Source organism: Halobacteriovorax sp. XZX-3, from assembly GCF_043196495.1.
Lineage (GTDB): Bacteria > Bdellovibrionota > Bacteriovoracia > Bacteriovoracales > Bacteriovoracaceae > Halobacteriovorax_A.
This window is the reverse complement of sequence record NZ_JBEBMO010000002.1, coordinates 14,972-39,310: the sequence shown is the minus strand read 5'-3', so window position 1 is coordinate 39,310 and position 24,339 is coordinate 14,972. Positions and strand designations below refer to the sequence as shown.

General features: G+C 35.1%; 19 protein-coding genes. 11 read left to right on the top strand and 8 right to left on the bottom strand.

The genetic code is table 11. The annotated features are described in order from the left end of the window. Window positions 1–6: 6 nt before the first annotated feature. The 3 genes from ABMA70_RS10635 to ABMA70_RS10625 all read right to left on the bottom strand — a co-directional run bounded on the left by ABMA70_RS10635 (window position 7) and on the right by ABMA70_RS10625 (window position 6,301). Window positions 7–720, bottom strand: coding sequence for an outer membrane beta-barrel domain-containing protein (locus ABMA70_RS10635; RefSeq protein WP_392993602.1), 714 nt, complete (start codon window positions 718–720; stop codon window positions 7–9). Between the two features lie 77 nt (window positions 721–797). Then, the gene (locus ABMA70_RS10630) at window positions 798–3,995 is read right to left on the bottom strand and encodes a UvrD-helicase domain-containing protein (RefSeq protein WP_103217607.1); all 3,198 of its coding nucleotides are present in this window, start codon (window positions 3,993–3,995) and stop codon (window positions 798–800) included. Next, window positions 3,995–6,301, bottom strand: a complete 2,307-nt coding sequence (locus ABMA70_RS10625) for a PD-(D/E)XK nuclease family protein (RefSeq protein ID WP_392993605.1) — start codon at window positions 6,299–6,301, stop codon at window positions 3,995–3,997. Before ABMA70_RS10625 ends, ABMA70_RS10630 begins: the two co-directional genes overlap by 1 nt. A gap of 73 nt (window positions 6,302–6,374) precedes the next feature. Between ABMA70_RS10625 and ABMA70_RS10620 the strand changes: the two genes are divergently transcribed. Then, window positions 6,375–7,223, top strand: a complete 849-nt coding sequence (locus ABMA70_RS10620; protein WP_392993608.1) for an Hsp33 family molecular chaperone HslO — start codon at window positions 6,375–6,377, stop codon at window positions 7,221–7,223. Here the strand turns inward: ABMA70_RS10620 and ABMA70_RS10615 are convergent. Then, a complete protein-coding gene (locus tag ABMA70_RS10615) occupies window positions 7,220–8,056 on the bottom strand; it encodes a hypothetical protein (protein ID WP_146037826.1) in 837 nt (278 codons plus the stop codon). The two genes, ABMA70_RS10620 and ABMA70_RS10615, sit on opposite strands and share 4 nt — an antisense overlap. A 261-nt stretch (window positions 8,057–8,317) precedes the next feature. On the opposite strand from ABMA70_RS10615, the gene ABMA70_RS10610 reads away from it, so the two are divergent. The 5 genes from ABMA70_RS10610 (at window position 8,318) to ABMA70_RS10590 (ending at window position 16,848) form a co-directional block, all read left to right on the top strand. Continuing rightward, on the top strand, window positions 8,318–10,348 hold the full coding sequence (locus tag ABMA70_RS10610; protein WP_392993610.1) for a heterodisulfide reductase-related iron-sulfur binding cluster: 2,031 nt from the start codon (window positions 8,318–8,320) through the stop codon (window positions 10,346–10,348). Next, window positions 10,308–12,269 (top strand): hypothetical protein, encoded by a 1,962-nt coding sequence (locus tag ABMA70_RS10605; protein WP_392993612.1) that lies wholly within the window; start codon window positions 10,308–10,310, stop codon window positions 12,267–12,269. Before ABMA70_RS10610 ends, ABMA70_RS10605 begins: the two co-directional genes overlap by 41 nt. Then, window positions 12,256–13,308 carry a hypothetical protein gene (locus ABMA70_RS10600; protein WP_103217601.1) on the top strand — a complete coding sequence of 351 codons (1,053 nt, stop codon included), beginning with the start codon at window positions 12,256–12,258 and terminating at the stop codon, window positions 13,306–13,308. The genes ABMA70_RS10605 and ABMA70_RS10600 overlap by 14 nt, the downstream gene beginning before the upstream one ends. After that, on the top strand, window positions 13,305–14,027 hold the full coding sequence (locus tag ABMA70_RS10595; RefSeq protein WP_392993615.1) for a hypothetical protein: 723 nt from the start codon (window positions 13,305–13,307) through the stop codon (window positions 14,025–14,027). Before ABMA70_RS10600 ends, ABMA70_RS10595 begins: the two co-directional genes overlap by 4 nt. Before the next feature lie 154 nt (window positions 14,028–14,181). After that, the gene (locus ABMA70_RS10590; RefSeq protein ID WP_392993618.1) at window positions 14,182–16,848 is read left to right on the top strand and encodes a valine--tRNA ligase; all 2,667 of its coding nucleotides are present in this window, start codon (window positions 14,182–14,184) and stop codon (window positions 16,846–16,848) included. Window positions 16,849–16,876: 28 nt separating this feature from the next. Here ABMA70_RS10590 and ABMA70_RS10585 read toward each other — a convergent pair whose 3' ends face one another. From ABMA70_RS10585 to ABMA70_RS10570, 4 genes are read right to left on the bottom strand one after another with little or no spacing between them, the layout of a single operon-like run. After that, window positions 16,877–17,413, bottom strand: a complete 537-nt coding sequence (locus tag ABMA70_RS10585) for a GNAT family N-acetyltransferase (RefSeq protein WP_103217598.1) — start codon at window positions 17,411–17,413, stop codon at window positions 16,877–16,879. Window positions 17,414–17,465: 52 nt separating this feature from the next. Beyond that, window positions 17,466–18,398, bottom strand: coding sequence for a hypothetical protein (locus tag ABMA70_RS10580; RefSeq protein ID WP_392993621.1), 933 nt, complete (start codon window positions 18,396–18,398; stop codon window positions 17,466–17,468). After that, a complete protein-coding gene (locus tag ABMA70_RS10575) occupies window positions 18,373–19,113 on the bottom strand; it encodes an EI24 domain-containing protein (RefSeq protein ID WP_103217596.1) in 741 nt (246 codons plus the stop codon). The genes ABMA70_RS10580 and ABMA70_RS10575 overlap by 26 nt, the downstream gene beginning before the upstream one ends. Before the next feature lie 11 nt (window positions 19,114–19,124). After that, window positions 19,125–19,529 carry a DUF309 domain-containing protein gene (locus ABMA70_RS10570; protein ID WP_103217595.1) on the bottom strand — a complete coding sequence of 135 codons (405 nt, stop codon included), beginning with the start codon at window positions 19,527–19,529 and terminating at the stop codon, window positions 19,125–19,127. A gap of 126 nt (window positions 19,530–19,655) precedes the next feature. On the opposite strand from ABMA70_RS10570, the gene hisC reads away from it, so the two are divergent. The 5 genes from hisC to ABMA70_RS10545 all read left to right on the top strand — a co-directional run bounded on the left by hisC (window position 19,656) and on the right by ABMA70_RS10545 (window position 24,321). Beyond that, window positions 19,656–20,789 (top strand): histidinol-phosphate transaminase, encoded by a 1,134-nt coding sequence (hisC, locus tag ABMA70_RS10565; protein WP_103217594.1) that lies wholly within the window; start codon window positions 19,656–19,658, stop codon window positions 20,787–20,789. Then, entirely contained in the window at window positions 20,786–21,790 is a 1,005-nt protein-coding gene (locus ABMA70_RS10560) for a fumarylacetoacetate hydrolase family protein (RefSeq protein ID WP_103217593.1), read from the top strand. The genes hisC and ABMA70_RS10560 overlap by 4 nt, the downstream gene beginning before the upstream one ends. Beyond that, window positions 21,790–22,896 (top strand): homogentisate 1,2-dioxygenase, encoded by a 1,107-nt coding sequence (locus ABMA70_RS10555; protein ID WP_392993625.1) that lies wholly within the window; start codon window positions 21,790–21,792, stop codon window positions 22,894–22,896. Before ABMA70_RS10560 ends, ABMA70_RS10555 begins: the two co-directional genes overlap by 1 nt. Window positions 22,897–22,898: 2 nt before the next feature. Next, window positions 22,899–23,528, top strand: coding sequence for a flavin reductase family protein (locus ABMA70_RS10550; RefSeq protein WP_392993628.1), 630 nt, complete (start codon window positions 22,899–22,901; stop codon window positions 23,526–23,528). A gap of 133 nt (window positions 23,529–23,661) precedes the next feature. After that, on the top strand, window positions 23,662–24,321 hold the full coding sequence (locus ABMA70_RS10545; RefSeq protein WP_103217591.1) for a hypothetical protein: 660 nt from the start codon (window positions 23,662–23,664) through the stop codon (window positions 24,319–24,321). Window positions 24,322–24,339 lie beyond the last annotated feature (18 nt).

Below are 24,339 nucleotides of genomic sequence, written 5' to 3'. Positions count from 1 at the left end.
CTTCCTTTATAAGTCAAACTGAACAGAGAAAGTTAGATCAATATTTGAATATAATTGATCACTCTCAGAACCAGACTCTCTTGCTGGTGCAGCTTGATAAAGAATTCCGTTAATATCTGCTCTAATACTCCAAGATTGATTAATATAAAATTTAGTTGAAACATCCCACATAAGACCAGTGTGTGACTCATCTATTGTTAAACCAGGGTTTGGAGAACCTGCTCTAACTTCAGGGCCATTATTTGTTTCATTAAGTTTTGCTAAACCTAGACCAAAGATCCAGTCAACATAGAGAATTGAATTGAATGTATTAATTTTTGAATAAAAAGGCGCCCATGTTGCCATAACACCAATATAGTCGTTTACAATTCTTCTAAATGGAATTGAACCACTTCCACCACCATTACTGTTTCTAACAGAAGCTGCTGTATCATTCTCTTCACCTGAATTAGAAGCATAGATAAATTCAGCACCAAGTTCTTCAGTAAAAAAGTAACCACCTCTTAACTGCATAGAAGTTGAATCAACAAACGCACCAGATAGTGTTTTACCAAAGCCACCACTTACATAGAAGCGTTGTTGTTTTTTAAACTTACGGTTTTGAAGTACATAAATTTCTTTATCTTTATCAAGCCATGAAAAATTGTAGAGATCACTTTCTGCGGCGAAAGTCTTAATCGTCATAAAAGTTAAAAATAATACAAAGATCATCCTAATCATTTTAGCGTCCTGCCTTTCAAATAGTTGGATTTACAGAGATTATTTTAACATAAGATGTTAACTACAATTTAAGTCGCTTATTGGTGGCATAAATTTCCATACGTACATGATGAACAGTGAGTTATTCTTTTCCCGACTAAATCAGTAAGAGTTCTCCACGTTTCAAATAGGTTTGCTTCAAGCTCGGCCATTGAAATTTCTTCTTCAATGACACGTTTTTGATCAAGAGCTAGAACCTTTAACTTAATTTTTTCAGTAACTTGTTCGCCAACTAATAGTAGACCATAAGCATAGGTTTTTAATTGAAAGAAATATGAGCGCAGCTTATCATCATCAATGAGTCCTGACTTGAAGTCCCAAATTTCTACTACCTGACCATTTTGATAAAGCAATCCATCGATAATCCCTGTAATCATTTGACCAAAAAAAGAAAATTTTATTTGATGCTCACTTAAAATTTTGTCATGTGAAGACTTTTTAATTGTATCCCCTACCCATCCGACAATTTCGACCTCTTCTGTATTATTAAATTTTAAATCTCTACCTTTAATAAGATTTTCAACTAAGAAGTGAAGACGGTTACCACGATCAACATCAGAAACACCTTGAACGTGAGGCAGTGCGATTTCTTTTTCTTTTGAGAATTCTTTTAAATCATCCTCAAGTTTTAAGACTTGGTTTAAATAGAATTTTCTTGAACATAAAGCCAACTCAGATAGTTTTGTAACTGAAAGTTCAGAGATGAGACCAATGTCTACAGAGTTATCAATATTCTTAACTCCTAATGGATCGAGAAAATATATAGGTGGACGTATTGCTTCTTCCAATTCGTATTTAAGATCAAAACTTTCAATCTCTACTGACTTCATTTGATAATTTCGAAGCGGCACAATCCAGCTATTGTCAGAATGTTTTACATCTTCGCCATTGATACTTATATCAAAGTATTCGATGTTTTCCACGGCCCTTGTACAGGCCACATAGAAAAGTCTCTTTGACTCAGAGAATTCTTTTTGTTTTTTTATTAGCTTCTCTAGAATTAGATTTGGAGATGAGTTTAATTTTTTACTATTTATATCTGCACTCCAAGATAAAGCTCCTGGAAGCGCACCAAACTTAGACTTATCCACAACTGTACGGCCGTTAGTATGAATACCACCAAGAATTATCGTATCAAATTCAAGCCCCTTTGAAGCGTGAGTCGTCATAATTCTAACTTTTGGTTGTGAAAGATAAGAGAAGCTAGCACTATACGAGTCCTTCTCTAAAGATTTTAGGATTTTATAAATTTGATCAATATCACCTTTAGCACCACCAATAATTCCATTTATTTTTTCAGAATTATTCTTATAGGCAGAACTTGATAAGCCTAAATCAAATACAAACGACCAGAAGGCATACTCAATATTACTATTAATATAAGTATCTTTCATTTTCATAAGACTTGTTACATCAACACTTTGATATGAGTCATAGTAATGGCTACATACTCCTTCAATTATAAAGTTGTAGTATCGAGCAATTGCATGAAGTCTCTTTTCGTCGGCCCCTTCCTTAACTCCTTCAATTAAGAAGTTAACAAAGGCCTTAAATATAATAACGAGAGGATCTTCCCCGTAAGGAATCTTTACTTGGGCAACAAATGGAATAGAACTTGCCATCAAGTTTGAAATTAATTGCTTTGAAGGTGCAAGTGTTCGATAAAGAATACAAATCTCTTCATCGGGATTTGTATCTTGCTTCTTTTTAATTAGATCACAAATAGCACCTGCTTCGATATTGTCATAAGTTGTTGAAGATTTTTTCTCTAACTCGATTTCGAGATTAACTTTATGACCTTTAACGATACCAAGACCGGATTCTTTAACATCTGGAAAGTTTTGGTAATCAACTTTTACACTATACTGATCGTGCCCTTGATATTTTTCGCCTAATCCAAATATTGTTTCAAAGAATTGGTTGTTAAAATTTACAACAGCTTCCTCTGAGCGATAATTATTGGACATGTAAAGGTTTTGAGGAATTACCTTTTCAGTTTGATTAAATACCGCAATTTCACCACCTCTAAATCCATAGATTGCTTGCTTGCGATCACCTACGCACATTAATCGATTGAAATTCTCACCGATAACATGCTTAATAATTTGATACTGCCCAGGAGAAGTATCTTGATATTCATCGACAATAATATAATCGAAATTCTCCTGACAAAGCCTACGTGATTCTTCACTTTCTTCTAACGACTTTAGAGTTAGGTATTCAATATCAGAGAAGTCGATTCCTGGATAATTGTAGTAATACTCTTCTATATAATTAAACAGTTCTTTGTATAAAGTTAACCATTCTAGATATATCCCTTCATTCTCAAAAAAGGCATCATAGTTTTCAGATTCTTTATCATAAAACTTTAGTAGAGAGTTACATTGATCAATTAGCTCTCCAACTTCCAAAGGGATTCCTTTGGCCTTTCGCGGTTTATTTGATTTATAAATCTCACAAAAACGTTTTATATTATTCCAACTATAATTCTTTGATAAGAAAAAAGACTCTGATGCGCTTAAGTGCTTCCACCATGCTTTTTTACTATGTTCATCGGAGTAAGTATTACTAGAGTAATGATTATTAAAGACTTCATTACAGCCAAGTAAGCTCAATATATTATCGAAGTATTCGCCTTCATCAAAAGAGACGTCATTAACATCAATACTTGACCACTCAAACCTAAGCTCAGGACTTGCAAACACGAATTGCATCGAGCTAATTAGAGCGTCAATATTCTTTAAAAATATTTCTATTTTCTGATTATTCAGATTTCGAGAGAACCATTGCTTTGTTAACTCTTCAATTTTCACATTAATTTTGAAACGATCAACAATATCGAGGTTCGCTGGAGCACCAAAAATATAACCTCGTTTAATCAACTTAAGGCAAAAACTGTGAATCGTAGAAATACCAAGTGATTCAAGGGCCTCATCAATAATTTTCTTCTTTGTAACATCTTCGACTTTTGAAAAGCGATCAAACATACGAGATTGTAACTCTCCAGCAGCTTCCTTCGTAAATGTCATTACTACAATTTTAGAAAGATATGACTTTAATTGCCCTAGAATATCAGGATGTGCAGACTCAAAAAGAGCATCGTACTTTTTTTCGATTAAGTAAGCTAAGTGCTCAATGATAACTCTAGTCTTACCTGAACCAGCTCCAGCATTTAGTAGGACTCCACCATTATGCATTACTGCTTTTTCTTGTTCTGAATTAAGTTGAATGGCCATTACTTATCCCCACCCTTTGCACAAATTGGATTTGCAACACAGAAGGTACATATTCCTGAGTTTAGTGGTGCTGCCGGCCACGACTGTGCACTTCTCATTGAAACCATCGTTTCATTCATAAACTCATTAAACTCTTCTTTTTTATAACTTTCTATTTTATTTGTTCTAGAGTGAAATTCATTAAAAAACTTTTCTTCACCAACAAAGATTGAATCTTTCAAGTTTTCAAGGCAAAGGTAGCCACCACCTTTTAGATTATGCTCGACACCCCATGCTTCATAATAAGCAAGAAGTTGAATTTTTCGAAAATCATTTATATCAGTTTTAGTAGGAACGGCCCCGCCAGATGTTTTAAAATCGTAAATATAATAATCATCACCATCTTTGATAATTAAGTCGATAGACCCTTTATATTTTTCATTAACTTTTGAAATATCTCTTTCGAAAAAGAATTCAACACTTGATTCATTCTTAATTTCAAGAAGTTTATAAATAATGCCACTACAGTAGGATTCTACTGAAAGTTTCAGGCTTTCAATATCGATCTTTTCAGGTAGTAGAGACTTCTCATCGATAAATCGCTTAAAGGTATTTGCAATAAGCTCTTTTAGAATTCCGCGATCATACTGATTATGAAGCTCAAGGTAAGATTCAATCACACTGTGATTAATTGTCCCAATATAACGTCGATCAATAAAGGCAGAAGAAGAAACATCGAGGTCGACACCTTGAGCGTATTTTAAATGCCACTTCTTCGGACAATCAATATATGTTTGAATAAATGATGGTGATAATTTTTCAGGTATAGCTGCTTTTTGACTATAAATAGTTCCAAAGCTTTTACGTTCACTTGCTTGGGCATGGGTTGGATTTAATTCAACACCTTCAAAAAGATTTTCAGCAATTGAGCTCCCATGCGTTAGCCCTTCTTCTAAAATTAGGTTTCCGCCTCCCAGAATAAAGCGTCGAAGTTGGTTTCTTAAAATAATAATATCTAAGTTTTTACTTTGTAATGGACCAAATGCACTAAAAATAACGAGAACATCATTTGAGAACCTTTGAGAAGAGCTTAGTGCTCCCAAATCGTCCTTCGAAATATATAGATATTGATTATCTGCACGTTCACTAGTGAATAAGTTATCTCTTGTTCCAATCACACCAGTATCTTTCATCGAAATGTTAACGACTGATGTTCTTGGGAGGTTAAGACCTAGGACTTCTTTCAATAGTTTTAAATCAGAATTATAAATATTTTCGTTTACCGTAGCTTTCTCACTAAAGCTTATAACTTCTTTCTTAAATGCTAAAATAGTTTTTAAAAGCATAAAGCTCTTCTCGTTCATATTAGTAAGAGCAAGCTTATCTAAGAATAAAATTAAATCATCTGCACTTAAATGACCTTTATTCAAGTTTAACTGTTCTTGTACTTTAGAAATTAACTGATCAACACTTGTAAAGAATAGTGCAAAGTCTGTCTTAAACCTTTTTTGTGCGAGTAGAATCGAGTTTACTTGAGTCAGGTCAAGTCCATTCGAAAAACTTAAAATTTGTTTTTCACCAGAAATTAGATCACTTAAATACTCAGCACTTCTTCCAGAAGGAATAGAAATATAATCACAAGATATGCTTTCGATCTCATGTGCTTCTTTTATCTGCTCTAACTCTACCCAGTTAGGCCAAAAGATTTTATTATCACATTGGTTGAAAATAGATTTTTCAAAAGGAATATAAACACTGGCCTTCTCTCCCATCCCTTTGAGCATATCAATTTGATTTGCATTTAAGTGATCAAAGCCAATAAAAATATAACCAACGTCTTCTTGTGGTCTAAAACTTTCACTAACTAATTGGTAAGACTTTTGTTCATCAACAATATTATATGTTTCTAAATAAGTGTGAAATCTCATCAGTCCAGCGATACAGTCTTTTTCAAGAGTGGCCAGCTGACTTAATTCTTCAATTAATGAACCACTTAGATCAAATGAACGTACTTCAGTAAAGAGCTCAAAACAAAAATGAAACTTTTCATAATCATCATTTACCGAAGACTTCCAAAAAGTCCAAAGGTCTACCATAAGTTCAGACTTAGATAGCTTTTTTTGCTCATCATCTAAATTCAGGTGATCAGATAAGAACTTTGCAACTGTAATTGTCTCAGTATTTCTAGCATGGCCTTTGCGAATAATATAATCACGATATAAATCTGAACGCTGGGGAGACGGACAGACTATCTGCCAGTTTTTTATATTTTCATTTTCTTCAAATAACTCATCAAAATGATTTTTATATAAATAAAGATTTAACACGCAACATTACCCTTTTTAAATGACACTTTATGCAAAAAACGATATATAAAGCGCCTACAAGGAGAATTTTACTGTGATTAAAGAAAGCCGTCTATTCAACTTCATTAATAAAGAGAAAACCTTCGCAATTTCTTTTCTAGAAGGTCAAAAAGTTATTCATGATCTTGCACTTATTCACAGTGTCAATAATCAAGGTTTTGGATTTTTTAGAGATTGCACACTTTCAATACTACCTCTAATTAATTTTCTAAAGCCTCAAGAAAATATGGGAATCTTTATTGATTCAGACTCTCCTTACTTTCGCTACAAGTTAGAAATGAATCAGTCTGGTTTTTTTAGAACACTAATCTTCCCAGAAGAGCTCCCAACAATACCAGAAAAAATTACAGGAAAGCTTAGAACAGTAAAGCAATTTCCATATAGCAAGACTCCTTATTCGAGTATTATCAATGTTGAGAACCGCTCAATTAAAGAAATTATGAATGACTTTTTTGATAAATCATATCAAATGAAATCAAAAATTATCATTAGCGATGATAGTGACCAGGTAATGCTTGTAACGAAGCTTCCTGAAGTCAATGTAGATAAAGAAGAGATTGTCGAGTCGTTGAGCCTGAAAGACTATATCAAACAAAATGAAACAAGCTTTCATAATATTTTCAAACAAGCTCTAAATGAAGAAAGCGAAATTCAAAAAGCATTTGAAGGACTTGATTTTGATTTCTTAAAGTCGACAGAAATTAAATTCAAATGTAACTGCTCTCGCGACCGCATGGTTACAGGTGTAGCAGGCGTCGTTCGCTCAAGTGGATTTGCAGATGTATTCCACAACGATGCTTCAATTGAAACAAAATGTGATTACTGCAAAACAGCCTATCTAATCACAAAAGAAGAAGTTTCAAGTATTCTTAGCCTTCACTAAAATGGCAGAGTCGTTTCTTCTGATCTCCAGAAGAAGCGGCTGTTCAAATCAGACTCTAAGTAAATTCCACAAAAATTTTCCGCAAGTGCACCATCTGCCCAAACTGGGGCCATCAGTTGAGAATCTTTATTAGAAGCTATTGAAATTGATTTCCACTTACTATTAACTTTACGCCAATCGATGGCCTTAGGTGAAACAGAACTTACAACGATTAAGTAATCGTTTGTCGAGCTTACTTTCTTTCTTACTTGGGTCAGGAAATTATTAAGGTAAGACATATACTTTGCAAATTCTTTTGCATCCTGCTTTTTCAAAATTTTATAAAGGTCGTAGTCTACGATATTAACAAACCTACGATTAGAATCATTCATTGAATCAAAGACATGCTCAAATAGATTCATCGTATTCGAAAAACACTTTTGTCCACGACATGATTGATCACTATAAATTTCACCAACTTTATAATCACTCGACTTTTGAAAGTGAAATGCCTTGCTTTCTTTTACGGCCTTTCCACCTGAGATAAATAATCGAGTATTTTGGTAAAAATTAGCATTACACTTATTAATAGCAGCTAAGTTAGGAGATTCACCGCGATAGATAACAGAGTTACTATAGCCCGAGTTTACAAATACATCCCAAAGAGACTTTCTTTGATATTTTTCACATGTTTGGTTAGCCAAACCGTAACCGTTAATCTGTGCTAGTAATTGATCCTCAACACTTGGAGTAATCGTCATCATATTATACGACCACATTTTACCGAAACACGCATAATTTTCGAGCTCAGTCTTTGCTGTATAATTTAAGTTCTTAAAGTGCAAATAGCCCATATGCTCTTCACTTAGGCCAGGTATCTGAATAAAAATTAGGTTTTGAGGATAGTTATTAAACGAATGTTTTTTTAAGTTAATAGTATTAACTCTTGAACATGAAAAAAATATTCCGAGAAGTAATAAAAATATTAAGTTTTTTTTATCGTACATCATAATTTCCGACTCATTAAATAGGGATTCTTATGATATATTATCATATATATAGGATTGAAATTATTAAAATTAATATTCACGTTTAAAAAGTAAGCGAGGGAAGAAATGAATCAAACTCTTGATGCCGCCACGCGAGAAATTTTTTGGAATATTCCATTCTCGTTTAAGGTTGTCATGTACATTCTATTTTTTGCAGCAGTCTTTGTTATGTTCAAAGGTCTGTATCAAAAAATTCAATTTATCACTGGAAAAAAAGGTATTGATGCTATCAAGGGCCTAAAGGACCTTTTACCAGAGAAGTTAAACTGGGGATCATTCTTCAAAACAATGCTTCTTACTGGTAAAGTACCACGTTTTAGAAACGTAGCTCTTTTCCACGGTCTAATCTTTTGGGGATTTGTTATTCTATGGATTGCTACAGACCTTGTTGCAATTCACGCTGACACTCCTTTTAAAATCTACAAAGGACCTGTTTATATCGTAATCTCTTTCCTGGCCGACATGGCCGGATTAATGGTTCTTGCAGGTATTGGCCTTGCTTACAAAAGAAGATATATTGATAGACCTTCTTACCTTCAAGCAACGAGACCAAAGCAAGAATTATTTATGTACGCTATGCTTATCTGCCTTGTTGTTCTTGGATACCTAATTGAAGGTGTAAGAATCATGGGTACAGGTATGCCTGTTGGAGAAGCAACGTGGTCACCAGTTGGTTGGGCGCTAGCTTCAATCTTTACTAAGATTCCTCTTTCAGAACAGGTTTGGGCATATTCATATCGTGCAATGTGGATGGTTCACATGGCAAATACAATGCTATTTGTAGCTGCATGTGGAACAACTAAATTCTCTCACATCTTTGTACTTCCATTTGCTGCCCTAGTTACTCCGCCAAGACGTGGTGCCGTACTTGAGCCAATGAACTTTGAAGATGAAACTGCTGAGACTTTCGGACTTGGGAAAATTTCAGAACTTAGTCTTAAAAATAAACTAGACCTTCTAGCTTGTGTTGAGTGTGGACGTTGTACGCAAGTATGTCCTGCTAACCTTGCAGAAAGACCTCTGGATCCTAAAAAGATTATTACAAAAGCACGTGATCTTGCTTTTGAAACGGCAGCAAAAGGTGAAACTGACGCTGACTTCTGGGAAAACTCAATATACTCATCAATTGAACTAGACTCATGTACTACTTGTGGTGCTTGTATGGAAGAGTGTCCAGCAAATATTGAGCACGTGGATATCATCATGGGTGCAAAGAGATACAAAACTCTTACACTTGGAGAGATTCCAGCTGACGCTGCAACGGCAGTTCAAAAAGTACAAATCAACGGAAACCCTTGGGGAATCTCTCAAGATGATCGTTTCAAATGGGCAGACGGTCTTGATGTTCCAGTAATCGAAGCTGGTAAAAAAGTTGATTACCTTTACTATGTTGGTTGTGCTGGTTCATACGATGCTTCTAACCAAAAGGTTGTTCAAGATACAGTTAAGCTTCTAAAGAAAGCAGGTGTTTCATTTGCTGTTATGGGGAAAACTGAAAAATGTAATGGTGACCCAATCAGACGCTTTGGTGATGAGTACTCATTCTTTGAAATTGCGATTGAAAATATTGCAAATATGAGACAATACGACTTTGATAAAGTTGTAACTCACTGTCCACACTGTCTACATACGATTGGTAAGGAATACGCTAAATTTGATGATGGTGACTTTACTACAGTTCACCACACTGAACTTCTTGCTGACCTACTACGTTCTGGGAAACTAAAACCAGAAAAGAAAGTTGAAGAAAATCTTACTTTCCATGATCCATGTTACCTTGGTCGCCACCACGGTGAATACAATGCTCCAAGAGAAATCCTAAAGGCAGCAGGTGTTGAGATCAAAGAAATGGATAAGAAAGAAGATACTGCCCTATGCTGCGGAATGGGTGGTGGTAATATGTGGTACGAAGTTGAAGCTGGTACTGATTTAGCTGCTGGACGCCTTGAGCATGTAGGTGAAAAGAAAGTTGATAAATTAGCTACGGCCTGCTCTTTCTGTATGATAAACTTTAAGGGTGGAATTAGCGAAAAAACAGGTACTGAAAACCTTGAGATTGAAGACGTTGCTTCAATCCTTGCAAAAACTATCGATTAAATCAATTATACTAGGCTCAGTTCTAGCTGGGCCTAGCTTTTTTCAAAATCAAATACTCGCCCAAAACACTCAAGAAAATCAAACTAGTTTATTAGAAACATTTGAAGAAAAGTTAAAAACTTTTCAGAGTGAAATTAACGAGAAGATTCTAAATCCGCCAAGCGATAAAGTTTCGTTTAGACAAAATTTCAAAGATGAAGAAAAAATCGAGTTATCTAAGAGACAGTTAAATGCAATCCTTCTCTATAGTGAACAAGACTATAAAGAATTATTTCATGTTAATAAGTGTTCAATATATACACTCCTAAAAAATCGTCTTATTAGAATTAACAACCAACCACTTCTTAATGTTGAAGCGAGTATAACATCAGATAGTTCGACATCAACGGCCCTAGTTCCTATTGATGCCTTTCTTGCTCATTACTACAAGAGTAATTGTCGCCTATCATTCAAGCAGTCTCGCCTCTTTGAAAAAGGTCTCTTAAAAGATACATTCACAAAGTTGACTCCAAAATTTCCTCGTAATCAAACGCAATGCCTCGATCAATACAAAGACCTAAAGAGTAATATTAATATTGATCATATCTGTAGTGCTCCTTACACCATAGAGCTAGCAGGTAAACTTGGTGAAAGATTGAGAGATAATTCACTGAGTATTTCTGAGAGAAGTTATATCAATTCTCTAAGGCGTCAATCTAAGACATATACTGATGAAATTAATGATCGTGATATTTTATACTTCAAAAACTTTTGCAGTAATCTAAGTCGTGAAGAACTATTTTGTAAAAATTATTCCAAGCAAGACTTTTGGTCTTTAATTATTAATAAACAAAAATCGCCAGATCATATTGAAGTTCGATGTCGAAATATTTTGGGTAAAACAACACCTGAAGATAAAATGGAAGAACTAGATTATTTGAAGTGTATCTCGCTCTTAAGAAATGAACCTAGCCGATGCATGACTCAAGGTCCAGCGACAGGCACAGTTCTCTATCCTATGCCTAGTTGTAACGAAATTTCTGAAACTTTAAAAATTTCGCGTCTAAAAAATAATTACAATGATTGCCCAAGGAATATTGGAAACTACGCCATCATCAATGGTGCGCGAGTTATCAAACATTTCGCGACCAACGACCTAAAGAGTAAAGACTGTGTTTTCCCATCTTATGAAAAGATCTATGGACTTTATCTAGAGTCAGGAGAAGAAGAAAAGTGGCCACTTAGTATTTGTTACAATTCTAACGATGGGAAGAAATGCTTACCTTTCATTCCAGGTAATTCAAAAGAGAATTACAATGCTTTAAACATGGTTGTTGCCAATGCTCTTTTTCAAACGAAAATTGTCACGAGTAGAATAAAGTGCGAGCAAGTGTCGAAAAAACAATTTAATCCTCTTCGCTTAAAATATAAAGCTGGTTGCTGGGTTGTTCCTCAAGAATTAGCATGCCGTTCTCAGAGTTGTAAGTACAATGTAATGATTGATAACCGTAAAGCACTAGAGATATGGAGTGAAGGATCACTCTCATTCGATTACTTTAAAACGAAGTACAACTCTTCTGATGCTGACATTCATTCACGAATTCTCTCTGTTCTAAATATTAAAGAACAAGAGATTAATTCACTAACGTCATTAAAATTCTTTTTAGATAATAAGAAGAATGGAATTATCCACGGCCAAGGGTGTGCTGAAGATATCTATCCTTCTCATTACCAACTTAGAAAAATTGGTATTTGTACACCTATGCCATTTATTATTGATGGTTATAAAGAAATTAATAACAATACCTACCTAAGCTTTAGAAGTGCACTCGATGACATTAGCTCACCACGATCTGTTTTATGGGCAAATGCTTTTACCGCACTATCACGCTACTCTACTTTAAGTCCTTTAAAGAATTGGGAGTTATATGGCCTTTACTAAAATAAATAAGCTTATAATTTCTTCTTTATTAGCAACGAGTGTTCTTTCTAAAACAGCTCTACTAGAGCTAACAACAAGACAAAATGTTCATAACTTAAAGTATGATGACTTGAACGGTATTACATTCTATCTAAAGGGAAAGAATGCTATCGCATACTCCGCAAAGAATCGCGCAAATACCGTTTTGGAGAAAAAAACTGATAGCGAGTTTGATGTTATCAAAGCAAACGAAGAACTTTATATTATAAGTGTTAAAGAAAACCACTTTAAAGATTTCTCTTATATTACAGAAGCCGAAATTTATTTTTATAATATTAAAAAGAATCAGCTCGACTTTGTTGGAAAAGGGAGCTTTCCTAAATTTCACTCTAAGAGTAATTATATTTCGTACACTAGAGAGGATGAAGGAAGTCTCTTTATAGAAATTGTAAATCTAAAGAATAATCTTGATCGTTTTTCGATCCCCCTAGTGACAAAGGATATTCTACACCTAAGTGAAGTAGAAATTTTTGATGATAGTCTTATTTATTACACAGATAAGGACCGAGAACTTAAGAGTAATATAAATATTTACAATAATCGCTCTAAAAAGAAATACCTCCTTCATCAATATGATAAAACAGATAAAATTATAAGCTTAGAAAGCTCTGATTCGAAAGTCTTCATTCTAGAATCATCTCTTGGCGAAAATCCATATATTGATCTCGTTGAGATTGAAAAAGGTCGAGTTGATTTTACGAAACGCTCTCCCCTTATCAATCTTCAAAGTGGACCAGGATACAATCTCAATATTCAGCAAAATGAGTTATTCTTTATCCTAACTTTAAAAAGCGAAAATTCGAATCTCTTTAACCAAAGAGAAATCGTTTCTTACAATTTAGAAGATAAAAAATTAAGACAAAGAACAGACTTGAATTATGTTTCAAATATCGTTCTACATAATAAATCGATCCTCGTCCCATACAAAGACAAAATTTATCTTCTAAGAAATAAGGAAGGTAAATTTAGTATTGATAAAGAGATAAAGTCGAAACTATGAAATACCTAATCATCCTTTTGTTCACATTTACTATTTTTGCCACTGCTCCTACTGAGCAAGAACTTAAGTTTTCACCTAGTCTAAGCCCAGTACTTAAAGACTTAGTAGTAGAGCTTTATATCAATAGCAAAATCAATCAAGAATATATTGTCGAATTTAGTAAAAATCTTACTTCACCTATTGATAATGATTTTATCGAATTAATCATTTTAAATTCAATATTGAATACGAGACTTAGCAAGAAGTATGAGCATATCAATATTTCTCAAAAACTTTATAACGAAATCGATCAAAATATAAAGTCGATAGAAACAACACTTCCATTTTCAAAATATATTTCAAATAAAATTTTAAAAGATATTGGTGAGTTATTAACAAATAGAAATTTAAGAGAATACAACAACTATATAAAAAATCGTGATGTAAAGATCTCTCCTGAACTAAAAGAGTTTATGAATCGTATTAGTTATCTTCAATACTGGATAGATACTTTAAGAAAACCTAGCTCACTTCGTAACGCAACTTTACTAGACACAAACCTAGAAATCTTAAACTCACTAAATCGTAACTTAAGCATAACTGCCTCTTCACATAAGAAAGAAAATGATATCTCTTATATTTCAATAAATGACATTGATCTCATTAAGGCCAGAAGACAAGTTGATCAACTTCTCTTCAATAACGCGCCCGACAAAGACCCGGATTACAAGGCTCCGTAAGAGCTTCCTGAGCCAGTCGAAAACTGGGAATAAGCTTAAAGTTGACGTGTACTTTTTGGGGATTTCAACTATTTACCCATCTATTTTTAAAAGAAATAACGTGTATCCTATGATATATAATTTCAATTAGTTAAATCGAAAAAAGGAAGAAATTGTGACAAGAAATTTCGATGAGCTACCTAAGACATATAGCTCAAATGATGTAGAGAAGAAGTGGTACCAAAAATGGGAAAATGAGAAATACTTTGCTCCTAAAGCAGGAAAGACTGGTGAGTCTTTTTGCGTCATCATGCCACCTCCAAACGTCACAGGAATTCTTCACGCAGGTCACGCTCTTGATATCACTACTCAAGATGCCCTAATTCGTTTTAAAAGAATGAAAGGTTATGAGACTCTTTTCCTTCCAGGTATGGATCACGCAGGTATTGCAACTCAATCAAAAGTTGAGGAGCTAATTTGGAATGAAGAAAAGAAAACTAAGCACGACTACTCTCGTGAAGACTTCTTAAAGAAGATCTGGGAGTGGAAAGAGCAATACGGTGGCGTTATCGCTAACCAACAAAGAGTTATGGGTGCAAGTTGTGACTGGGATTACTCAATGTTTACAATGGATCCAGAAGCGAACGAAGCCGTACGACGCGCTTTCGTAACTCTTTATAATGAAGGTCTAATTTATCAATCAGACTATATTGTTAACTGGGACCCAAAACTTCAATCAGCTATTTCTGATGCAGAAGTTGATCACAAAGAAGTTAACGGTGCCTTCTATCACATCCTCTACTCTGTTAAAGATAGTGATATTAAATTAGAAGTTGCAACAACAAGACCTGAAACACTACTTGGAGATACGGCCGTTGCTGTTAATCCAAATGATGAAAGATTTGCTCACCTTATAGGTAAGAAAGCAATCGTTCCACTATGTAACCGTGAAGTACCAATCGTTGGTGACGAGCACGTTGATATTGAAAAAGGAACAGGTTGTCTTAAAGTTACTCCAGGGCACGACTTCAATGACTTTGAAATTGGAAAGAGACACAATCTTGAAATCATTAATATCCTAAACCTAGACGGTACTCTTAATGAGCACGGTCTTGAGTGGCAAGGACTTCCTTGTAAGAAAGCTCGTAAGGGTGTTATTGAAAAATTAAAAGAACTAGAACTATTTGTAAAAGAAGAAAAACATGTGCACCAAGTTGGTCACGGTGAAAGATCTGGTGTTGTTATTGAGCCAATGATCTCTAAACAATGGTTCGTAAACGTTACAGATATGGCGGCAGAAGCCGTTGCAAAAGTAGAAGATGATACAACTCGTTTCTATCCGAAGGGATGGGAGAATACTTACTTCTCGTGGTTACGTGAACCAAAGAACTGGTGTGTATCTCGTCAACTTCTATGGGGACACAGAATTCCAGTATTTACTTGTACAACTTGTGAGCACCAATGGGCCGATGAAGCTCTAGAGCCAGAATCATGTCCAAAGTGTAGTGCAAAAGAATACACTCAAGACCCTGACGTTCTTGATACTTGGTTCTCATCGGGACTATGGCCAATGTCGACACTAGGTTGGCCAAATAAGGAAAGAATGGAGCAGAGAGGATTTGATAAGTTCTACCCGACTTCTGTTCTAATTACAGGTTTCGATATTATCTTCTTCTGGGTTGCTAGAATGATGATGATGGGAACTAAATTCTCTAACCAAGTTCCATTCGATAAGGTTTATATTCACGCAATCGTAAGAGATAAGCTCGGTCGTAAGATGAGTAAGTCTCTTGGTAACGGTATTGATCCTCTAGAGATGGTAGAGCAATATGGCGCAGACGCATTCCGTTTTACTCTAGCTGCTGGTTCAGGTTATAACCGTGCTATCAACCTAGACCCTGAAAGAATCGCTGGTTACAGAAACTTCATTAATAAGATTTGGAATGCTTTCCGTTTCATCTCACCATTCTTAGAGCTTGCTGAAAAAGATCTTCCTACAAATCTTGATGATCAAGAAAAATGGATTCTATCAGAGCTTAACGATACGTCTAAAATTGTTAATGAGTCTCTCGATGCTTTCCGCTACGATGACGCTTGTTCTGAAGTGTACTCATTCGTATACGACAAATTCTGTTCTTGGTTTATCGAACTTTCAAAAAACACACTTAACGGTGAAGACGAAGCTGCCAAAGTTCAAAGAGCGACTGTTCTTAAATACTGTTTTAGAAAAATTACTGCTCTTCTACACCCAATTACTCCTTTCATTACAGAAGAGCTTTGGGGTTATTTAAAAGAAGATAGTGAAGATCTACTAATCTCAGCTGAATATCCTGAATACGATGCAGCTCTTAACTACCCTAGTGAACAAGTTAAGATGAATAAGTTTATTGAAGTTGTTTCAGGAATTCGCTTCCTAAGACAATCAGTCAATATCAAACCTAAAGATGAAGTTGAAGTTGCACTTTTAACTGATGATGAAGAAGCATCTTCGTACTTTGCCGACAATATGGCAGGAATGCAAGATCTTGCTCGTGCAAAAGATGTAACAATAGCAGCTAAGTCTAGTGATAATCCTAAAAAGTGCATTATGAAGGCAACGACTCACACTGATATCTTTTTAAAACTTGATGGAGTCATTGATCTTGATGCTCAAATCAAACGTCTTGAAAAAGACTTTGATAAGACTCAAAAAGAATTTGAAAAAATTGGTAAGAAACTTAATAACGATAAATTCATGGCCAATGCACCAGAAGAAGTTGTTGTTGAGGTAAGACAAAAAGCAAGTGAGTTTGAAGAGAAGCTAAATTCACTTAAAGAACAAATCGAACAATTCAAAGCATAATAAGAAGGCCCTCGACGAGGGCCTTTTTTTATAGATCAAAGTAAAAATATTCTTCTTGGTAAATCTCTCCATTAAACTCAAATGGAGACTCCTTTAAAACCTTGCCACCATTTTTTATAAAGAAACCTTTTGAGGGATTGTTTTTAAAAGTACACAAATAGAAACAATCGTAGCCACGATTTTTAAAATCTTTTAAGACAGCATCAAATAGCTTTTGCCCCATTCCTGCTTTTTGATATTTCTTTAAAATATAAAAATCATAGATTTCACCAGGGATACCATGTTCATGCTCACGAGCAGGTCCGTAATCAATAAAGCCAACAACATCTCCATCAGGAGCATGGAAAACAAATGTTCCCCCTTCTGTTGGACGACGAGGAATTTTTCTTTCCCAATTTTGTTGTATATCAGAATACTTTAATGAATAGAGATAGTCTTTAGACAGAATGCCTTTGTAATTTTCCCAAAAACAATCCACATAGATTCGGGCCAACGACTTTATATCTTCCACTTCTACTGAAACGATTTCAAAAGGTGCAAATGTAAGATCTTTTGCGGCCACCATAGATTTATTTTAGCAACAATCGAGCGGCCTCGCAAATAAGGCATTTTTACGTCTATGGAACAAGTCTAAGTGACTGATAATTAACTATATAGTCTTCTAAATCCGGAAAAGTTTTAAGCTGAATTAACTCACTGATACCATAAGAGAGTAATGTAGAACCACTAAAACATAGGCGACCAATTGTCTCCGGCATGTGCTTCCATTCAGGTATTGTAAGCTCTTCGTCTCCAACGAGTAAGGCCAATTGTCCTCGATTACGACTCATTTGCGCTGTTGCTAGTGATTTGGTTATAACTGCATCAAATTCATCAATTCGACGACGAAGTATATTTGGTGATTCACTAAATAAACTAATTCTTTTACTTACCTTAACCCCATCATAACCTTCCACTGATTCACTTGGAATATAACCATGAAGCTTTAAAGTTGGTAAACATTCAGCAAGAAAATTCATTCTTTCAACAAATTCAACATCATACTTATGTGGATAACAGATAAATATATTTGAAATTCTCTGATGTGTGAAAGCGTGGTCGATATTAGCATTCTTAAAGTTTCCTTCTACCGCCTTTAATGCGCTCATTTTCTTTTCATCTAAATATTCACCGCTATATTCAGGTAGTGATACTTGATAAAAAAAGCTCTTTGGTCCACCTTGTAAACCAATCTTTACATTGGCCCTAAAGGCCAGGCCAAGGACAGCAGAGTACATATCATTCACATAATCAATATAGTAATCAGTATTAAAAACTTCATGTAAATTTGCTGCAAACTTATGTGCTGCAAACATTGATTCAGTTTCTTTCTTTGAAATTGAGTAGGCCCAACACCTTTCAGGTAACCAGAAGTCATCAATTTGAGTTGCATCTGTGTAAACAATTGCAACTTGATTGTCCTCGTGCTCATTAATAATGGCATTTACAACAGGCAGGATTGAAGCTATTTCTGCTTCATCTCCCTTAACCCTTAGTAGGAACTTCTTCACTTGAAGCTATCTCCTTAACTCTTAGTTCACAATAGATAACTGTGAAGAACACAACAGCTAAAGGAAGAAAGAATAAGTTTAGTAAAGGTATTGATATAAGAATCATAAAACCAACTCCACCTAGTAAATAAGGTAGAAAGCCTGACTTAATATCACCAACACATTCTGCAAAAGTTAGGTTATTTCTTGACCATGAATAATCAATAAATGAAATAGCGAGAATTAATCCCCCTAATACAAATGTGATTGGAGGAAAAAAGAAGCCTATACCAATATTGATAATTGATAAAACGACAATAACACCAATCTTCTTTAGTTCATTCATAAGAATACTTGGTAGTCGTTTCATCGTTTGCGTAAAAGTATCAGTGCTCTCTTTTTGAAGCTTATAAATCATCTCAACTCTTGAACTGAGCATATCATTAAAAGGTGAAGCAATGACTGAGACAACGATAAAGAACGTCCAGTTAATAATTACTCCTAAAAGAATAATGAGAACTCCTGAAAATACAGTGCTCACCCAACCCTGCTCAGGGTACTTTTCATTTATATATCCATGCCCCCAAGCGGAAACTTCGCTAAAGGCATAATGTCCCAAAGAGTAATAAAGGATGAAACCAATTAGAACCGGACAAAGTGCAATTAAAATAATTTTCTTATCTGCCTTTAAGATATTCATTGAACGAAAAAAGAAATATGGAAGCTTTCCAATCATTACTACTCCATTTAATTTTGAACTGGAAATTTAAAAGTTTTTAACTTTGAAAAGTCATTTAAAGTAGGCTTTTGCGGAATGGCCTTCACAATACTTTTTAAATTTTGCCAGTCTAAGTATCTATCCATTATATCCGACTCCACATGATTTTTTTCAATGAAGTCAATTTTACCTTTGGCCTTATTGACCATCCCACTTGCTCCATTAAGATTGTCATCCTCATGATGATATAGTGCAGTGGCCAGTTGAATAACAACCCAATACACATAACGCGCATTGTCTCCCATTGCATCCATCCACAGGTCTTCGACAACCTCATGACACATCCAGTAATGACCAGTATTAAATAAGTTAAGTCCCTCTTGAATAAGCTCGAGGTGTTCAGTTGTAAATTGTCCAAAGTGATAATTACTCATAATACAGTAAGTCTAATTCATCTCGGCCCTATATACATGATGCAACGACCAAAACTATTCAATCGGCCATAAAAACGATAGAATTTCTCAAATTTAATTTAACTAAAATATGAAACAGGAAGAGTGATGCATCATAAAGATCTCGTACCAGAGTACTTAAAAAAGCTACAAGTATACCAGGCCGGTAAACCAATTGATGAAGTTGTTAGAGAAAAGGGACTGACAAAAGTTTCAAAACTAGCTTCGAATGAAAACCCACTAGGGCCATCACCTTTTGCAATTCGTGAAATGACTCGTGGTCTTTGGGATCTACATCGCTATCCAGATATGCATGCTTATGCACTAAAGTCTAAGCTAGCTGAAATGTATGATCTTAAACTTGAGAATATTATCTTAGGAAATGGATCTGAAGGAATCATGGCATATATTGCTCGTGCATTTCTTAAGCCTGAAGATGAGGTCTTAACTTGTGACAACACGTTCATTGGTTTCTATATTCTAGCTCGAAGTGTTGGAGCAAAGCTTAACAAAGTTCCTCTTACTAAAGATTATCGCTTTGATGTAAAAGCTCTTGCAGATAACATTACTGAGAAGACAAAAGTTATCTATATTGCAAATCCAAATAATCCAACAGGTACATATATTACAAAAGAAGAGTTCGACTACCTTATGAAGTACGTTCCTTCTCACGTTCTTGTTATTCTAGATGAAGCATATTTTGAATTTGCCCAAGAACAAGATGATTATCCAGATTCTATGAACTATCGCTATGATAATGTTCTAACTCTTAGAACTTTTTCTAAAGCTTATGGCCTATCTGGTATTCGAGTTGGATATGGCTTTGGACATCCGGAACTTATTGGATACTTAACAAAAGTAAAACTTCCATTTGAGCCAAATCTTATCGGACAACTTGGTGCCGTTGGAGCTCTCGAAGATCGTCCACATCTTGAACGTACGCTTAGAAATAATCGAAAGCGTTATGACGAACTAATGGAATACTTAACTAATAGAGACTTCAATCCAATTAAATCTGTAACAAACTTTGTTACATTTAAAACAGGAAGTAGTGAAGCCAGTGACTTCATGTTTGAGGAACTTTTAAACGAAGGCGTTATCATTAGAAAGCTAGTTGCAAATGAAATGCCTGAATATGTACGTATTAGTATAGGAACAAAGGATGAAATGTATCACTTCTATGAAGCTTTCGATCGTATTCTTCCTGCATATAATAAAAGATTCAGAAAGGATTTAGCATGAAAATCTGCCAATATGTAAATCATGGAACTCATCGTCCAGAACCAAGACTAGGTATTTTATTAGATAATGGACTAGTCATCGATCCAAATAATGTTTGGGCATGTGACTATGAAAGAGAAGGATATTTTAACTTTTGGCAAAGAGCAAATCATACTTGCCCTCCTTCCCTTTTACAAATTCTTCAAACAAAAGATGATCCTATCGACTTTCTTGGTGAATGTTACGGACTATATTTATTCTTAGAAAAAGTTGGAGATCTAACTCTTAAAGATGGGACTCCAATTGCATTTAAGTCTGATGAAATTAATTTAAAAACACCAATAGATAAAATCCCTAACTATCGCGACTTCTATGCACATGAAAAACATGTAGCGGCTGGATTCAAAAAAAGAAACGAGGCAATTCCTGAAGCATGGTATGAAATTCCTGCATACTATAAAGGACCGACTCATGGATTTATTGGACACAACCAAGAAGTCTTATGGCCACATTACACTAACATTCTTGATTACGAATTAGAGCTAGGAATGGTCATTGCTAAAGATGGTATCAATATTCGCGAAGAAGATGCAAAAGATCACATTTTTGGATTCACAATTCTAAATGATATTTCAGCTCGTGATATTCAAAAGAAAGAAATGGCCGTACGTCTAGGCCCTGCAAAAGGAAAAGACTTCTGTTCAGTAATTGGACCAGTTATTACAACATTTGATGAGTTTGATTTTAAAGAACCAAATCTTAAAATGACTGCAACTGTAAATGGTGAAAAATGGTCAGAAGGTTTTTCTGGTGATTCTCACTATACTTGGGCACAAATGATAGCTCACGTCTCTCAAGATGAATGGGTATTATCAGGGGATCTTTTCGGTTCAGGAACAGTTGGTACTGGTTGTGGTCTAGAGATCGATCGCTGGCTAAAACCAGGAGATGAAATCACTCTTGAAGTTGAAGGAATTGGAAAGCTAACTAATAAGATAGGACCAAAAAGAGGTACTAAGTAATGGCAACGGATAATAAAATGGAAAGCTTTAAAGCAAGTGGTGTATACACAAAGCAAGCTCATGTTGATATTCCAGAAGGTTTATACGAAGAAGAACACGGACGTAATGGTTTCTTTGGTCGTGTAAGTCAACTCTATCATACTCAACCTCCAGTTAACTGGACTGATATTTCGGGTGATTTAAAACCAAAAAATCTTCCTTCACTTTTTAGTCATAAAGACCTACAAGATGATTTTCGTGCAATCCTAACAAATAATGATTGTGAACTAAGTCTTGGCCATTTAACAAAGTCACTTGATTATTTCTTAAGAAATGCCGACTTTGATGAGCTCTACTTTGTTCACGAAGGTAGCGGTACTTTTGAAACAATCTATGGTTATGTTCCATTTGTTAAAGGTGACTATATTGTCATCCCTCGTGGTACAACATATACAATTAAAATCTCCCAAGCTGCCAAGTTCTTTCAAGTTGAATCTCGATCTGAATTTGAAGAACCATCTCGTGGACTTCTAGGCCCTAACGCTCTCTATGACCAAACAGCAAAGTTCACTCCAGAAGCAGCTCTGGGCTCTGATCAAGATTGGCCGGAATATAAAGTTAGAGTAAAAAGGCTTGGAGAGATTACAACAATCACCTATCCATTTAACCCACTTACTGCAAAAGGATGGAAGGGATCTGTCTACCCATGGAAGATTTCTATTTATGATATCTGCCCTATTATGAGTCATCGCTACCATGTTCCTCCATCGGGACATACAACGTTCGTAGCAAAGAACTTTGTTGTTTGCTCATTTGTTGAAAGACCTCTTGAAGATAAGAAACATAAAGTTTTAAAAGTTCCTTTCTATCATTCAAATATTGATTTCGACGAAGTACTTTTCTATCACCAAGGAAACTTCTTCTCTCGCGATAATATCGATGCAGGTGCTTTAACATTCCACCCTCAAGGTGTTCACCATGGGCCACACCCAAAGGCCTTTCAAGCTGGTGAAGATAAACTATATACTGATGAGTATGCTGTTATGGTTGATACTCGCTATCCCTTAAAACCAACAAAATGGTTTGAAGAGAATGAAAACAAAGACTACTGGAAAAGCTGGATGTAATTATGGCAATTTTTGATACAACAAACCAAGACTTTAAAGATAACTACAAACTACTAATAGGATCAGTCGTTCCAAGACCGATTGCAGTTGTTTCAACTGTAAATGAAGATGGATCAAGTAATATTGCACCTTTCTCATTCTTTACTGTAGTTAGTGCAAATCCAATGATCATAGGCTTCACTCCAATGATTCGTTCAAGTGATGGTGAACAAAAAGACACTCTTAAGAATATTCTTCGTCAAAAAGAATTTGTCGTAAATTTTGTAACTCAACATAATTATGAAAAAGTAAATCTATGTTCAACTGAACTACCTCATGGTGAATCTGAATTTGATTTCGCAAAGCTGACAGAGCTAGATTCTGAAGTTGTTACACCAAAGAGAATGAAAGAATCTCCAATCCATTTTGAATGTAAACTCAGAGATACTTTAAGCTACGGTGATGTGCCAGGAACTGGAACATTTGTAACAGGTGAAGTCGTTAGAGTTCATGTTGAAGACGAACTTCTAGATCAAGGCCGTATAGACCAAGACAAGTATGCTCCAATGGGCAGAGGTGCTGGAAATGACTGGATCGTCTGTGATCACAGAGTACAAATCGAGCGCCTAATGAAGGCACAAATCCAAAAATAATTAATAATTTCAAGCCCTTAGGGGCTTGAGTATTATCTATACACCCCTAGTAAATTTTCCAAATTTGACCATTTGAGCAGCATTTTTCGTTAATATTCCTGTGATCACACTTTAAATGAGAAGAGGAATACCTATGAAACGACTACTACTTACAGCTATTTTACTGACAAGCGCTACGGCCCAAGCAGATCTATTTGATAACCTAACTGCGAATTTAAACCTATCACCATCTCAGTCAAATAACTTAAGAAATGGACTGGCGTCTATCTTAAGCGGTGGAGGAAGTGGCTCTGTAAAAGAAGCTGAAAGATATAGTTTTAACAAATGTTTTGAAATGCTAAGAGTTGCAAAACAAGAGCAAATCAAAAGTGGTAAAAAGTTTATTAAAGCTGGTTATGCTACTGGAAAATTCTATTCTAATGTTATTGAAGGTGACTATAAACAGTTCCACGATAAAAATGAAGATATTAGTAAGTTTGGTCGCACTCTTATGAGAGGTGTATCTAACTTAGATAGTATTAGATTTAACAGCACAACTTCTGAAAAAGACGCTCCTCACCTTGATTACTATTGTTCAAGCTATATGGACATTGAAAGTGTATCAAAAGTAATTGTAGGAAATAAGGAATGTCGTAAAGTAGACCTAGCTTTAAATGCAATGGATGCAAATACAAAGAAAAGATACAAGGCATCTGCATCAAATTTTTTCTGTGAAGGTGAAAATATTGTGAAGACAGATTTTACTGGTAAGAAATACGACGTAATATATGAAATGAATGAAATTCAAGAATAAAAAAAGCCGCTCTCAGCG

Excerpts from the sequence above, each read along its gene's own strand:
- ABMA70_RS10635 (WP_392993602.1), bottom strand. The coding sequence starts at position 720 with ATGATTAGGATGATCTTTGTATTATTTTTAACTTTTATGACGATTAAG.
- ABMA70_RS10630 (WP_103217607.1), bottom strand. The coding sequence starts at position 3,995 with ATGGCCATTCAACTTAATTCAGAACAAGAAAAAGCAGTAATGCATAAT.
- ABMA70_RS10615 (WP_146037826.1), bottom strand. The coding sequence starts at position 8,056 with ATGGGCTATTTGCACTTTAAGAACTTAAATTATACAGCAAAGACTGAG.
- ABMA70_RS10610 (WP_392993610.1), top strand. The coding sequence starts at position 8,318 with ATGAATCAAACTCTTGATGCCGCCACGCGAGAAATTTTTTGGAATATT.
- ABMA70_RS10600 (WP_103217601.1), top strand. The coding sequence starts at position 12,256 with ATGGCCTTTACTAAAATAAATAAGCTTATAATTTCTTCTTTATTAGCA.
- ABMA70_RS10595 (WP_392993615.1), top strand. The coding sequence starts at position 13,305 with ATGAAATACCTAATCATCCTTTTGTTCACATTTACTATTTTTGCCACT.
- ABMA70_RS10585 (WP_103217598.1), bottom strand. The coding sequence starts at position 17,413 with ATGGTGGCCGCAAAAGATCTTACATTTGCACCTTTTGAAATCGTTTCA.
- ABMA70_RS10575 (WP_103217596.1), bottom strand. The coding sequence starts at position 19,113 with ATGATTGGAAAGCTTCCATATTTCTTTTTTCGTTCAATGAATATCTTA.
- ABMA70_RS10570 (WP_103217595.1), bottom strand. The coding sequence starts at position 19,529 with ATGAGTAATTATCACTTTGGACAATTTACAACTGAACACCTCGAGCTT.
- hisC (WP_103217594.1), top strand. The coding sequence starts at position 19,656 with ATGCATCATAAAGATCTCGTACCAGAGTACTTAAAAAAGCTACAAGTA.
- ABMA70_RS10560 (WP_103217593.1), top strand. The coding sequence starts at position 20,786 with ATGAAAATCTGCCAATATGTAAATCATGGAACTCATCGTCCAGAACCA.
- ABMA70_RS10555 (WP_392993625.1), top strand. The coding sequence starts at position 21,790 with ATGGCAACGGATAATAAAATGGAAAGCTTTAAAGCAAGTGGTGTATAC.
- ABMA70_RS10550 (WP_392993628.1), top strand. The coding sequence starts at position 22,899 with ATGGCAATTTTTGATACAACAAACCAAGACTTTAAAGATAACTACAAA.
- ABMA70_RS10545 (WP_103217591.1), top strand. The coding sequence starts at position 23,662 with ATGAAACGACTACTACTTACAGCTATTTTACTGACAAGCGCTACGGCC.